The following is a 13,558-nucleotide window of genomic DNA, read 5'->3' as shown; positions in this document are numbered from 1 at the left end:
CGAGACTGAGGCGCCTGGTGGGCGCTCGTCACGTCACGCCGGCACGGGGCCGACGGACGTGACTGCGACCTTAACGCGAACGGGCGCGGTGGTATCGAGCGGGTATCCGAGCAGCATTCCGGTCAAACCCCTGCACCGCGACCGTCCTCAGGATCCGCCGGTCACCGCGCCGGGGGCGCCGACGCGGTAGCAGACCATGGCACCCGGTGCCTTGCGCGACGCGAACTCCTCCAGCCCGAGGGCGGGGGCGGCAGCGGCGACGGCGGGGTTGCCCTTCCACGCGCAGACCATGCCCACGCCCACCCGGTCCATCGCCGCGGCGACGTCGGGAATGGACACGGGCTGCCCGTCAGGGGTCACGGTCTGCCCGTCGGCGAACGTCGCGAGCAGCAGCCGGTCGGTGGCGAACTGCGTCTGCGGGCCGTAGTCGGTGAGGTACAGGTCGCGCGGCAGCACCACCCGGACCTCCGTGGTGACCTGCGGGAGCGACCGCATCACCGAGGACGGGGCGAGCACCAGGCCGGCGGGGCGGTCCAGTTTCTTGATCCAGAAGGAGGCGGCCTTGCGGTTGGGCGGCATCCGCCAGGTCGGGCTGGTCTCGACCGCCTTACCGCCGTACCACATCGGCTTGCCCTCGGTGTAGAAGGCGAACACCAGCAGCAGCGGCAGGACGACGGCGAGGACCCCGTTCGCCCGGGCCGGCCCGGGCAGTCGGATGACCGCGAGGAGGCCGACCAACGCGGGGACCGGCAGGATCCACGGCACCCGCCAGAGCACCGCCGTCAGACCGCTCAGGTCACCACCGAGCTTCAACACGCCGGGCACCATCAGGACCGTCACCGCCAGCGCGGCGCCGACGGCGAGCTGCTGTGGCACGCCACGGCGGAGCAGGAGGGGGGACAACCAGACGGCCAGCCCACCGATGAGACCGAGGAGGCCGAGCCACAGGGTCAGCTCGTAGATGGTCCGCAGCGGCAGCAGCGGCGCGTACGTCGCCGCGGCCTCCTCCACGCCACCGCGCAGCACCTGGACGAGCACGCCGGACAGCAGCGGATAGGCCGAGGCGGCCAGGAAGCACACGACGGCTTCCCGCACCCGCCGGGCGGCCAGCAGCGCCACCCCGGCCGCCCCGGCGAGCAGCGGCAGGAGGAACACGGCGGTGGTGGTGTAGCCGACGCCGGCGACGGAGAGCAACGTGAGCAGGACCAGCGCTCGCCGGGAGCGGTGCTCCAGGTAGTCGGTGAGGTAGACCCAGGCGAGGGGGATCAGCGCGTGCAGGAAGACGCTCTTGCCCTGGCTGAGCCGGGGCAGGTGGTAGGTGTTCAGGGCGTCGGCGTAGTACGCCACGAGCAGGATGTAGGCCGCCGCCACGAGGAACACGACGAGCGGGCGACGCGGGGCCCAGCGCTGCGCGAGACGCCACAGGGCGAGGACCGCGAAGACGGCCAGCACCGGCAGCAGGAGGTACCAGAGCACCGACGCGGCGTGCACGTGCAGCGCCCGGGCCAGCGCTCCGACGAACACCTCGAACGACGGCAGCGGCGGGTTAGCCGAACCACCCGGCAACACGCCCTCGGTGAACAGGAAGTCCTTGAACGGGATGGTGTCCCGCTCGGCCACCCACACCGACTTGCCGACGTAGAAGACGTCGTCGAGGGACACCCGGTTGAGCAGCGTGCCGAAGTACGCGGCGGCCAGGGCGACGACGAGGACGACGTACCCCTGCAGCGGGGTCGTCGCCCGGACGGGCTCGGCGGTGACCGCGCCGGTCGGCCTACCGGCCCGGGACAGCACCAGCCAGGCGGAGACCACCGAGACCAGGCCGAGCACGGCAGCCAGCCACCAGCTCAACGACCCCTTGCCGAAGGCGGCGAAGACCGCGGCTCCGACCGCGGCGGCCACCGGCACCGCGTACCGACGCAGCAGCGACGCGCGGTCGGCGGGCGCCTCGGCCGGAGCGGTCACCGTCTCGTCGTCGGACGACGGTGGGGACACGTCGCGACGACGGAGCCGCCAGGCCACGTACGCCGCGACCGGTTGCAGGACGACCCAGACCAGGAAGATGACCGACGGACGCAGGTTGAGGCCGAGGTTGAGGTGGTACAGCAGCGTCCAGATGGCGAAGCTGACCACCGCCGCGTCGGTGAACACGACGGGCAACCCCGCCACCGCGGCGTTGACCCGCCCGATCAGACCACGCCGGCTGCCACCGCCGGGTCGGGCACCGGGGTTCCTCTGGTCGGCTGGCGCTGGCGTCGCAACAGCGTCTTCGACTTGCGTCACGGGGCGTCCTTGTCGTCCGGCGGCGAAATGAGGGCGAAAAGCGGATGTCTGATCGATGACAGCCGGGTGCCAAGGGGGCAGCCTAGCGGAATCGGACAGGCGGGCCGATCCTGCGGGCGACCGAGTGTCGGAGACCTGGTCAACCCGGGATCGGGGCCGACCGGGGGCGGGGCAGGGCGCTGTCGGCGCCGAGCCCGGCGGCCACGGCTTCGACCAGGTCGTCGAGGTACCTGTCGGTGAGCGGGAGGCGGGCGATGGCGAGCCGCCAGTAGAGCGGGCCGACGATCAGGTCGACCGCCGCGTCCGGGTCGGTGTCGGCGGGCAGTTCGCCGCGCTGCACCGCACGGGTGACCAGCCGCCCGCCGATCTCCTGTTGGCGTGCGTGCAGCACCCGACGCAGGGTCTCGTCGATGCTCGGGTTGCGGGCGGCCTCGGCCAGCAGGTCCGGGATGATCTGCGACGCCAGCGGGTGCCGCAGCGCGTGCGCCACCGCCTGGAACAGCAGGGCGAGGTCACCGCGCAGGGTGCCGGTGTCCAGCGCCGGCAACTTGCCGTGGGCCGCCGCGGCGACGATCTCCAACACCAGGTCGAGCTTCGAACTCCACCGCCGGTAGATCGCCGTCTTGCTGACGCCGGCCCGCCGGGCCACCGCCTCGATGGAGAGCCGGCCGTAGCCGACGGCCGCGAGCTCCTGCATCAACGCGCGCCGGATCGCCGCGGTGATCTCGTCGCGCAGCACCGCCGCTCCGGCCGGGGCCCGCCTCTTCTCGGTCGTCATCCAGGGCTCTTATCGCAGGTCACGCGGACCAGCGTAACGCAACGACGATACGGTTGCGTCCCGACGTGTTTCGGACTACTGTCCACGCAGCGACGAGGCGGCGCCCCGCGCACATCTCCCACTAGGATCCCATCGTCGCGAGCCACCCCGTCTGCACAGAGATCGGAGCGCCATTTCCATGGCCACCACCGCGCTGGTCGACCCCGACACGGGCCTGACCCAGGCGCAGCTGGCCGCTCGACACGGGCTACGGGTCGCCGGTGAGCGCCCCAGCATCGTCGAGTACAGCCGCCGACTATGGGCGTACCGGCACTTCATCGCCTCGTACGCCAACGCCAAGCTGGTCGCCTCGTACAGCAACGCCAAGCTGGGTCAGCTCTGGCAGGTGCTCACACCGCTCACCAACGCGGCGGTCTACTACCTGATCTTCGGGGTGGTGCTGGCACAGGCCGAGATCCCGAACTACATCGCCTACCTGACCACCGGGCTGTTCATCTTCAACTTCACCCAGAGCGCGGTCCTGGCCGGCACCCAGTCGATCAGCAGCAACCTGGGGCTGATCCGGGCGCTGCACTTCCCCCGGGCCAGCCTGCCGCTGTCCACCACGTTGACGCAGTTCCAGCAACTGCTGGCCTCGATGGTGGTCCTGATCGGCATCGTGCTGGTCACCGGCGAGCCGATCACGCTGGAGTGGTTGCTGCTGGTACCGGCCCTGTTCCTGCAGGCGGTGTTCAACGCCGGTGTGGTGCTGCTGGTGGCCCGGATGGGCTCCAAGGCGAGCGACCTCAAGCAGGTCATGCCGTTCGTCCTGCGCACCTGGATGTACGGCTCCGGCGTCCTCTACAGCGTCACCCTCTTCGAGCGGCTGCCCGCCTGGGCGACGACCCTCGTGCAGTACAACCCGATGCTGGTCTACATCGAGCTGGCGCGGTACACGCTGCTCGAGGAGGCGCCGCTGCTCAACGACTCGTTGACGCAGCTCTGGCTGGTCGGCGCCGGGTGGGCGCTGGTCGCCGGGATCGGCGGTTTCATCTACTTCTGGCGCGGCGAACAGGAGTACGGCCGTGGTTGAGCACTTCGACACGCCCATCGAGGCGACCGCGACGATGACCCCGACGCAGGAGCGCATCCCGACCGTCGTCGTGGACGACGCGCACATCATCTACCGGGTCCACCAGGGCGCCGGCGGTGGCACCACGCCGGTGGCCGCGCTACGTCGGCTGGTCAAGCGCACCTCCGCGCCGAACATCCGGGAGGTGCACGCGGTCAAGGGGATCTCCTTCACCGCGTACCGGGGCGAGGCGATCGGGCTGATCGGCACCAACGGCTCCGGCAAGTCCACCATCCTGCGGGCCATCGCCGGCCTGCTGCCGGTCAACCGGGGCGCGATCTACACCCAGGGGCAGCCGTCCCTGCTGGGCGTGAACGCCGCCCTGCTCAACGACCTCTCCGGCGAACGCAACGTCACCCTCGGCTGCCTGGCCATGGGCATGCATCCCGACGACGTCGCCCGACAGGCCGAGGGGATCATCGAGTTCTCCGGGATCAACGAGCGGGGCGACTTCGCCAGCCTGCCGATGCGGACGTACTCGTCCGGCATGGCGGCCCGGCTGCGGTTCTCCATCGCCGCGGCCAAGAAGCACGACGTGTTGCTCATCGACGAGGCGCTCGCCACCGGTGACAAGGGCTTCCGCAAGCGCAGCGAGCAGCGGGTGCGGGAGTTGCGCGCGGACGCGGGCACGGTGTTCCTGGTCAGCCACCAGCTCTCGTCCGTACGGGACACCTGCGAGCGGACGATCTGGCTGGAATCGGGCGTCCTGCGGATGGACGGCCCCACCGACGAGGTCGTCCGGGCCTACGAGGCGTACGCGAACAGCAAGTAACACCTCCGGCATCGACACGACGCCACGGACCGCGTCGCCCGCGTTGGGGCGGCGCGGTCCGCGCGTTAAGGTTCATCCCGTCGCCGCTCGGGCGGAACTTTCCGTTAACGCATCCCTGAGAGTGAGGATCCGGCAATGACGCAGGACCAGACCACTGGCCCGGACGCCGCAGCGGAGACCCCGACGCCATGGCGGCCCTCGCGGACGGTGGCCGTGGTTCTGGCCGGCGGCACCGGAACGCGGCTGGGCCTGGGCATCCCGAAGCAGCTGCTGAAGATCGCCGGCAAGCCGATCATCGAGCACACCCTGGCGGTCTTCGAGGCCGCGCCCGAGATCGACGAGATCATCGTGCTGATGGCGTCCGGTCACGTGGACGACGCCCAGCAGATCGTCGAGAAGGCCGGCCTGCGCAAGGTCACCAAGGTGATCGAGGGCGGTGACACCCGCAACGCCACCACCCGGATCGCGCTGGACGCGGTCGGCCCGGAAGACTGCAACATCCTCTTCCACGACGCGGTGCGCCCGCTGCTCAGCGGCCGGATCGTGCGCGAGTGCGTCAACGCCCTCTGGACCTACGACGCCGTGGACGTGGCCATCCCGTCCGCGGACACGATCATTCAGGTGGACGACAACGACTGCATCACCGACATCCCGGTGCGGTCCCGGCTGCGCCGGGGCCAGACCCCGCAGGCGTTCCGCTCCCCCACCATCCGTGCGGCGTACCGGATCGCCGAGGGGGACCCGAACTTCGCCGCCACCGACGACTGCGGCGTGGTGCTGCGCTACCTGCCCGGCACCCCGATCAAGGTGATCGACGGTTCGGACGAGAACATCAAGGTCACCCACCCGGTCGACGTGCATCTGGCCGACAAGCTGTTCCAGCTCGCGGCGGCACAGGCACCCCGGCTGACCGACCACCGCAGCTACAGCGAGGAGCTGACCGGCCGCACCATCGTGGTGTTCGGCGGCAGCTACGGCATCGGCCACGAGTTGACCGAGCTGGCCCGGCGCTTCGGCGCCCAGGTCTTCCCGTTCAGCCGCTCCAGCACCGGCACCCACGTGGAGCGGGCCGAGGACGTCGAGGCCGCGCTGACGACCGCGTTCGAGGCCACCGGCCGGATCGACCACGTGGTGGTCACCGCCGGGATCCTGGAGCGGGGCGAACTCGCCGAGATGGACGAGGAGACCATGGACCGGGTGCTCCAGGTCAACTTCGTCGGCCCGGTGACCATCGCTCGCCAGGCGCTGCCCTACCTGCAGCAGACCAAGGGCCAACTGCTGCTGTACACCTCCAGCTCCTACACCCGTGGGCGGGCCCGCTACGCGCTCTACTCGGCCACCAAGGCCGCCCTGGTCAACCTGACCCAGGCGCTCGCCGACGAGTGGGCCGACGTCGGCGTACGCGTCAACTGCATCAACCCGGAACGGACCGCCACCCCGATGCGGACGCGGGCCTTCGGCGAGGAGCCGGAGCACACGCTGCTCGCCGCGGAGGCCGTCGCCCAGTCGTCCCTGGACGTGCTGATCTCCGACCTGACCGGCCAGGTGATCGACGTACGCCGGGCGCCCGGTGACGCGGCCACGCCGAGCGTGCCGACGCAGGGCGGGCCGGGTCAGGTCGAGACGGCGGCCGACACGGCGTCGGCCAACTGACGCCCACGCCTGCGGAACCACGAACGGAGCGACATGCGCGGCGACCTGGTCCGAAAGCTGGCTGCCCGCTGCCTGAGCACCGGGTTGGCCGTGCTGGCCTTCGTCGTGCTGGCGCTCACCGACGCCACCGGCTGGGGCCTGGCGGTGGCCGTCGCGGCAGTGGTCGCGGCGGCCGCGGAGCAGCGCGTCCGGCCCGGCGCCGACCTCGTCGCGGAGACGACGCTGATCGCCGCCGCCGTCCTGGTGGGTTACTGGCGGCGGCTGGACGACGGGTTCGACGTGGCGCTGGTCGCCACCGCACTGGTCCTGCTGGGGCTGGTGCTGCTGGTGGGGCCCCTGCGGACCGCCGGCAACCTGGAGATCCGGGCGGCGAACCTGCCGGTTCGCGCCTGGACGCCGTTGGTCGCCGACCAGCTCGGCACCGCGCTGCTCGGGCTGCTCGCCGTGGTGGCCGTCGCCGCCGCGCTGACCCTGCCGGCCGTGGTGCCACTGCTCGCCAGCCTGCTGGTCGGTGCGGGTGCCGGGGCGGTCGGGCTGGACCTGGCCCGGCGGCGGTTCCGGCCGGGCGCCGGCGGTGGGGCGGTGGGCCGCGCGCTGCGTCGGCACCAGCCGGAGTTCGTGCTCTACTTCTCGGCCCCGCCCGGTTCGGAATACCAGGTCACCATGTGGCTGCCGTACCTGCAGCGGATCGGCCGCCCGTTCCTGGTCATGCTGCGCGAGCCGGAGTTCCTCGCCCCGGTCGCCGCGGCCACCGACGCCCCGGTGGTCTACTGCCCGACCCTGCGGGCCATGGACGAGGCGCTGGTGCCGAGCCTGCGGGCGGCGTTCTACGTCAACCACGGGGCGAAGAACAGCCACTGCATCCGTTTCACCCAGCTCACCCACGTCCAGTTGCACCACGGCGACAGCGACAAGGCGCCGAGCGCCAACCCGGTGTCCGGGATCTTCGATCGGATCTTCGTGGCCGGTCCGGCCGCTATCGACAGGTACGCCCGCGCCGGGGTGCGGATCCCCGCCGAGAAGTTCGTGGTGGTCGGCCGGCCGCAGGTCGAGTCGATCCAGGTACGCCCGGAGCCCGCGCGGGGCCTGGCCCACCCCACCGTGCTCTACACCCCCACCTGGACCGGGCACCACGCCGACGCCGACTACTGCTCGCTGCCGGTGGCCGAGCGGTTGCTGCGTTCGCTGCTGGAACGCGGCGCGACGGTGATCCTGCGGGCGCACCCGTACACGACGCAGAACCCGGCGTCGGCACGCCAGTTGGGCCGGCTGACCGAGCTGCTGGCCGCCGACCGGGCCCGCACCGGTCGGCAGCACGTGTTCGGCGCGGCGGCCCGGGAGCTGAGCCTCACCGAGTGCGTCAACTCCTCCGACGCCCTGGTCTCCGACGTGTCCGGGGTGATCTCCGATTACCTCTACTCCGGCAAGCCGTACGCGGTGACCGACATGGGCGGCGCGGGCGACCGGTTCGTGGAACGCTTCCCGCTGGCCGGTTCGGGTTACGTGCTGCGCGGAGACATGTCCAACCTGGACGGTGTGCTGACCGACCTGCTGGACACCGACCCGCTGGCCGAGGCCCGCTGGGCCACCCGCCGCCGCTACCTGGGCGACTTCCCCGCCGAGTCGTACGCCGAGGCGTTCCTGACCGCCGCCCGCCGGGAGCTGGCACCGACGCCGGAACTGGCCGCGCCCACACCGGTGTAGCTGCTCAGCGGTACGGGTCCAGCAGCGCCAGCACGGCCGCCGGGTCCTGCACGTGCGCGTTGTGGCCGAGACCGGGCAGCGTGGCGACCGGCACCCCGTACTCCTTGAGCTGTTCGTCGGTGACCATCGGGTCGTGCTCGCCGCGCGCCAGCACGACCGGCACGTCGGTCGCCGCCAGCAGCGCGGTCAGGTCGGGCTCTCCCACGGCGAACGCGGTCGGGTCCATGGCGAGGCGCCACCGGCCGTCGACCTGACGCAGCCCGGCGTCCACCACCGGATCGTCCGGCAGGACCAGACCGGCCAGGCCGGAGACCCGCAGGTAGCGGCGCGCCGCCTCGGCCCGGGTGGCGAACCAGCTCACCGGCCGCGCGGCGAGGTCGGCCGCGCGGGTCAGCTCGTCGGGTGACCAGACGGCCTTGATGCCCAGGCCCACCACCGCGTCCACCGGTGCCCCGGCGGCGCGGGCGGCCAGCGCGAGGCCGACCACCCCGCCCAGCGAGTGCCCGAGCACGACGAGCCGGTCGCCGGGCGCCAGGCCGCGCGCCACCCGGTCGGCGAACCCCGCGAAGGTGTACGACGGCAGCGGCTCCGCCCAACCGTGACCGGCGAGATCCGGTGCCAGCCACCGTCCCGCCCAGCGCTGCTCCAGCAACGGCGCCCACGGCAACCAGACGTCCCCGGTCGTGCCCATCCCGTGCAGGAGCAGCAGGACCCGCCCACGACCGGCTTGACCACCCCATTCATCCACCACGGCCGCAGTCTCCCACGGTTCTCGGCCGGGTACGAGAGTCGTCGCCTCCGCCGGACACCGACGGCACCGACGAGAACGCCGCGGGCGTCGGCCCCTTGTGGGGGACGACGCCCGCGGCGGTCAGCGTGCCCGGGTCAGGCGGAGTAGCCCCGGCTGGCGATCCAGTTGGCCAGGTCGATCGTGGTGATCCAGTACGACGGGTCGGCGGCGTTGGCCGAGTCGGCGATCCGCACGGTACGGCCGTTGTCCTTGTAACCCACGACGGCGATGTAGTGCCCGCCGCCGTAGGAGTGCCAGCCACCGTCGGTGTCGACGGCGTCGCCGACGACGTTCGCGACCACGCCGCGGCCGTCGGTGATGGCCTTGACGACGTCGGCCTGGAGCCGGTCCATCTGGGCCGGGCTGGGGGCCCCGGCGAACATCCGGGTCCGGTACGGGGAACCCTTCACCTCGGCGTTGAGCACCCGGGTGGTGTCCTCAGCCGAGTTGGTGCCCATCTCGGTGGTGCCCAACTCCGCGCCGAGCTCCTCCTGGGTGCGGTCGATCCCGGCGGCGCTGAGGGCGTTACGGGTGGCCGCCGGACCGCAGTTGTAGTACGTGTTCTGCGCCTCGTAGTCGTAGTCCAGCACCTTGGTCGCGGGCGGCTTCGGCGGTGTCGGCTTACGGGTGAGGTCGGGGTTGCTCTTGGCCTTGGCCGCCGGCGACGCGGCGCTGGTGGCCGGGGCGGCGGTGGTCGGCGCGGCGCCGGCCGACGGGGACTCCGCGCGCACCTCACCACGGGAGGCGGCGACATCGCTGCGCATCTCGGCGACGGTGGTCGCGGTGCGCTGGCCGGCGGGGGCGTCGTCGGCGGTGGTGAGCAGGGCGCCGGTGGTGGTGGCGATGGCCAGGGCCGCGGCGGAGGCGGCGACGATCTGGTACGGGCGCTCGGTGGCGAAACGGCGGAGCTGACGCTGCAGGGTGTGCTTCACGGGGTCCTCCACGGATCGGGGGGAGAGCGGCACACCGGCGCCCGGACCGGTGTCCGGGCAGGCGTCGACGCGCGGACCGTGGTCCGCGGATGGTGAACCGCTCAGGGGAACGCCCGGCGCGGCCGGGCGGTTGGGCGATGACCCGGGGGTCAGCTCACCGTCACTGGACGGATGAGCGGGGGCACCGCTGCGCCGTGGAGGCGAGGGAACAACCGAGGGGTGGAAAGGTGCTGCACGAGGATGGAACTCCTTCCGACACCGCCTACCGGGTTAGCTGACGGATTCGGGCGGGAAGATCGCCCTACCGCGGGCCATTGCTCGCGGATTCACCCCGGACTTACTGATGGGTCCCCGGTTCGTTGATCACGATTGAGCGGGTCGGCGCGGCGTCGCCTTCTGCGATCGGTTACCGCACCGGACGGGACGACAGTACTGGCCCGTCCGCACCCCTGCCAAGCCAGCTTCACCTGCGTAAACCCGAAATGGCGTGGCAATTTCTGCGCGTATTGCCGATGACGTGACTCGATGGGACAAGCGGTTGCGGTGACGCCTGGGGGCGACAACCGGACAGGCCGCCAACTATGCGACCGGATTCGCCGGAAGAATCGCGCCGATCGCGCCGGACGCCCGATTCCCGGTCGGCGTGAGCCGGCTCACGTCACGGATCGGGCTCAACTCGCCCGGGCCGGCCGCCAGCGTGCCACGACCGCGGGTCGGAACGCGCCGGTCACCGCCCGCCGCGCGGGTAGCGGGTCGGGGCGCAGCCGGACCGCCGCCGCCCCGGCCTCCGTGGCGAGGACCCGTGCCGAGTCGGCAGCCAGTTCGGCGTCCCGCCAGGCGGCCCGTTCCCGGGCCGAAGCGGCCTGGTAGTCCGCCCGCCTCGCGTCCCGGATCGTCCGGCTGAGCAGCACCTCCTGCTCGACCGGGTGCCGCCGGGGATCCCAGCCGCGCCGATGCGCGAACACGTCGCCGAGCTGCGCCATGGTCAGGTCGCCCCGCCAGTACGCCGCCATCGCCGCGCGGTGCAGGTAGCGCTCCCGGGCGGCGTACTCGGCCGGGGTACGGGGGGTGTGCGGGGTGGGCAACACCCCGGCACCCGCGAAGCGACGGGCGGCGGTATCCGCCTCGTCGTAGGCGGCCCAGGCCCGCTCCATCTCCTCCTGAGCGGTCAGCCAGGCGGCACGTCGCCGCTGCGCGGTCCTGGCCGCGCCGGCCGCGGCGACCGCCACCTCCTCGGCGTACCGAAGCCGGTCGGCGGCCTCGGCGGCGGCCACCTCCCGAGCGGTGGGGGCGGTCGAGGGCGGATCGTCCGCGGGCCGGTCCCGGTCGGGGCGGGCCACCAGCAGGGCGAGTACGCCGAGGGCCAGCAGGAACAGCGTCGACCAGATGGCGGCGGCCTGCGGCACCTCGGTCACGAACTGGTAGAAGACAGCGGTCTCCATGGTCGGCACCTCGGGCAGAGAGCGATGCGATGGGGAGCCGCACCGGCCACCGGGCCACGGCGGAGCACGGGCCGGTGGGGCGCGGAGCTGGTGGATCGACAGGCGCGGCGGCGGGACGCTCGTCCCGGTGACTCAGCGCCCGGGCGGGGCTCGGGGTGCCCGGCTGCTCGGGGCGTGGCCGAGGGGCAGCCGGTCGGACCCGGCCACGCCCACCGGCAGCGGGCCGGTCGTGACAGCGACCTGCTCAGCGGGCGGCGCTGGTTGCGGGTCGACCGACCACGCCGAGGAGGTGTCCTCGACGGGCTGCTCGGTCACCGCCCGCGCCTCGTGCACGCCCTCCGGCGTGGAGGTGGACGAGCAGGTCGCCGGGAGCGTGCCGGGGGCGAACGACTGTGGCACGGCGGCCGAGGCCGGGCCCGCGCCGAGCGCCAGAGCCGCGACGACGGCGAGGCTGGTCAGCACCCGCGTCGCCCAGCGCGCCACCCACCACAGCGGACAGGTGAGCGCGACCGGAAGCACGAGCCCACGCTACCGTCGTACCGGCCTCGGCGCACCGACCACGGGCGTGTCGTCCAGCGCCGCGCCGAACCCCCGCTGAGCAGGGTGGACGGTGTCAGCGCGAGTCGACGTACGGTGATCGGTCGTTGGTCTGCTCGCCGTCTGCGGCGGCGTCGGGGCCGCCCGCGCGTTGTCGGGGGACGGTCGTCGGACGGGCCGGGCGGCGCGGTGCGAGTCGACGCATCATCGGCGTCTCGACGAAGCGGTGCAGCAGCCCGGCGAGAACCAGGTTCACCACCAGGAAGCCGAGCACCACGACCGGACCGCGCCAGCCCGTGAACCCGGTCCCCCAGTCGCCGCTCAACCGCAGCACGCTCGTCATCACCAGGACGTGCACCAGGTAGAAGGCGAAGGAGACCTCCCCGAGCCAGACCAGCGGCCGGGACCGCCACGGCGACCGCTTGTCCCGCACGTCGGCGTCCGCGGCGGCGGTGATCACCAACAGGTACGCGACAGCGAGCAGCGTGGTCCACAACTCCGCGCGAATCCACTGGGCGGCCGCCACCCAGGTGGCCACGAAGACCAGGCTGGCGACGGTCAGCCCCGGGCCGCGCCAGAGACCCCGGCGCATCAACTCGGCCGCGACCGCGCCCAACCAGAACTCCAGCGACCGTACGGGCGGGAAGATCTGGGTGAACCACCACCGGCTCACCTCCGGCACCAACTGCTGGGCCGGCCAGAGCGCGAGGATCAGCAGCGGCAGCGCGACGATCAGCACCCAGAGCAGCTTCGGACGGGCCCGGCGCAGCAGCGGCAGCGCCAGCGGCAGACACAGGTAGAAGAAGAACTCGCAGGAGAGCGACCAGCTCACCGTGTTGACGCTGTAGAACCAGCCCATCCGGGGATCCCACGCCTGCAACAGCAGCAGGTTCTCCAGCGCCACCGCCGGCAGGACCGGGTCGGCGAACCACCAGGCGACCAGCAGGGCCGCACCCCACAGCACCAGATGGTTCGGGTAGATCTTGGCAACCCGACGCCGCCAGAAGGTGCGCCGGGAGTCGCCGACGCGGGCCGACCAGACCAGCACGAAACCGCTGAGGATGAAGAAGAACTGCACCCCGGACAGGCCGAGGGTGAACAGCGCGTCGACAACCGCCTTGTAGTCCGGCTCGGCGATGATCCGCATGGTGCCGGCGTGGAAGCCGAAGACCAGCAACGCGGCGATCCACCGCAGGCCGGTCAGCGAGGGCAGCCGGGCGGGCACGGCGGCGGTCGACACCGCAGCGGCGCTCGTCATGCCGGGATCCCGAAGCTCGGCAGGGTCACCAGCACGTCCGTATCCTCCTCGGCGGGGCGTCGGACGACGCGACGGCGACGCCCGCGACGGCCCGGCAGGGCCGCACCGAGGCACCCTACCGGGTCACTCCCGGGTGAACCGGACGCGTCCCGCGCCGCCTGCCCCGCCACCGGCACGCCGGACCGGTGAACTGCGGACCGGCCGCCGTTAACCTTCCGCTCGGCGGGAGTTCAGGGACTTCACCATCGGCGGTCACGTCGGGTTCCGGGCCCGGCCACCCGGGTCGTCAAAGGTGGCG

11 protein-coding genes and 1 riboswitch are annotated in these 13,558 nt (G+C 72.3%); of the genes, 4 read left to right on the top strand and 7 right to left on the bottom strand.

All coding sequences use genetic code 11. From position 1 onward, the window contains the following. Window positions 1–147: 147 nt before the first annotated feature. Window positions 148–2,283 carry a DUF6077 domain-containing protein gene (locus O7616_RS14975; RefSeq protein WP_282307350.1) on the bottom strand — a complete coding sequence of 712 codons (2,136 nt, stop codon included), beginning with the start codon at window positions 2,281–2,283 and terminating at the stop codon, window positions 148–150. A gap of 139 nt (window positions 2,284–2,422) precedes the next feature. Then, window positions 2,423–3,061, bottom strand: a complete 639-nt coding sequence (locus O7616_RS14970; RefSeq protein WP_282261185.1) for a TetR/AcrR family transcriptional regulator — start codon at window positions 3,059–3,061, stop codon at window positions 2,423–2,425. A 178-nt stretch (window positions 3,062–3,239) separates the two neighbouring features. Here O7616_RS14970 and O7616_RS14965 point away from each other — a divergent pair, with 178 nt between their 5' ends. The 4 genes from O7616_RS14965 (at window position 3,240) to O7616_RS14950 (ending at window position 8,301) form a co-directional block, all read left to right on the top strand. Beyond that, window positions 3,240–4,133 carry an ABC transporter permease gene (locus O7616_RS14965; protein ID WP_282307349.1) on the top strand — a complete coding sequence of 298 codons (894 nt, stop codon included), beginning with the start codon at window positions 3,240–3,242 and terminating at the stop codon, window positions 4,131–4,133. 34 nt (window positions 4,134–4,167) lie between these two features. Further along, window positions 4,168–4,944 (top strand): ABC transporter ATP-binding protein, encoded by a 777-nt coding sequence (locus O7616_RS14960; RefSeq protein WP_282264614.1) that lies wholly within the window; start codon window positions 4,168–4,170, stop codon window positions 4,942–4,944. 135 nt (window positions 4,945–5,079) lie between these two features. Continuing rightward, window positions 5,080–6,597, top strand: a complete 1,518-nt coding sequence (locus tag O7616_RS14955) for a bifunctional cytidylyltransferase/SDR family oxidoreductase (protein ID WP_282307347.1) — start codon at window positions 5,080–5,082, stop codon at window positions 6,595–6,597. 33 nt (window positions 6,598–6,630) lie between these two features. Further along, entirely contained in the window at window positions 6,631–8,301 is a 1,671-nt protein-coding gene (locus O7616_RS14950) for a CDP-glycerol glycerophosphotransferase family protein (RefSeq protein WP_282307346.1), read from the top strand. Window positions 8,302–8,305: 4 nt separating this feature from the next. Here the strand turns inward: O7616_RS14950 and O7616_RS14945 are convergent, their stop codons facing one another. The 5 genes from O7616_RS14945 to O7616_RS14925 form a co-directional block, all read right to left on the bottom strand. Next, window positions 8,306–9,052, bottom strand: coding sequence for an alpha/beta hydrolase (locus O7616_RS14945; protein WP_282307345.1), 747 nt, complete (start codon window positions 9,050–9,052; stop codon window positions 8,306–8,308). Between the two features lie 134 nt (window positions 9,053–9,186). Further along, complete coding sequence (locus tag O7616_RS14940) at window positions 9,187–10,023, bottom strand: C39 family peptidase (protein WP_282307344.1); 837 nt, start codon at window positions 10,021–10,023, stop codon at window positions 9,187–9,189. Window positions 10,024–10,267: 244 nt separating this feature from the next. Then, a riboswitch (cyclic di-AMP (ydaO/yuaA leader) is annotated at window positions 10,268–10,409 on the bottom strand. A gap of 285 nt (window positions 10,410–10,694) precedes the next feature. After that, entirely contained in the window at window positions 10,695–11,465 is a 771-nt protein-coding gene (locus O7616_RS14935) for a hypothetical protein (protein WP_282307343.1), read from the bottom strand. A gap of 132 nt (window positions 11,466–11,597) precedes the next feature. Beyond that, window positions 11,598–11,984 (bottom strand): hypothetical protein, encoded by a 387-nt coding sequence (locus tag O7616_RS14930; protein WP_282307341.1) that lies wholly within the window; start codon window positions 11,982–11,984, stop codon window positions 11,598–11,600. Between the two features lie 94 nt (window positions 11,985–12,078). Continuing rightward, window positions 12,079–13,260 (bottom strand): acyltransferase, encoded by a 1,182-nt coding sequence (locus O7616_RS14925; protein ID WP_282307340.1) that lies wholly within the window; start codon window positions 13,258–13,260, stop codon window positions 12,079–12,081. Window positions 13,261–13,558: the final 298 nt, after the last annotated feature.

The organism is Micromonospora sp. WMMD964 (assembly GCF_029581455.1).
Lineage (GTDB): Bacteria > Actinomycetota > Actinomycetes > Mycobacteriales > Micromonosporaceae > Micromonospora.
This window is presented reverse-complemented; position numbering and strand designations above follow the sequence as displayed.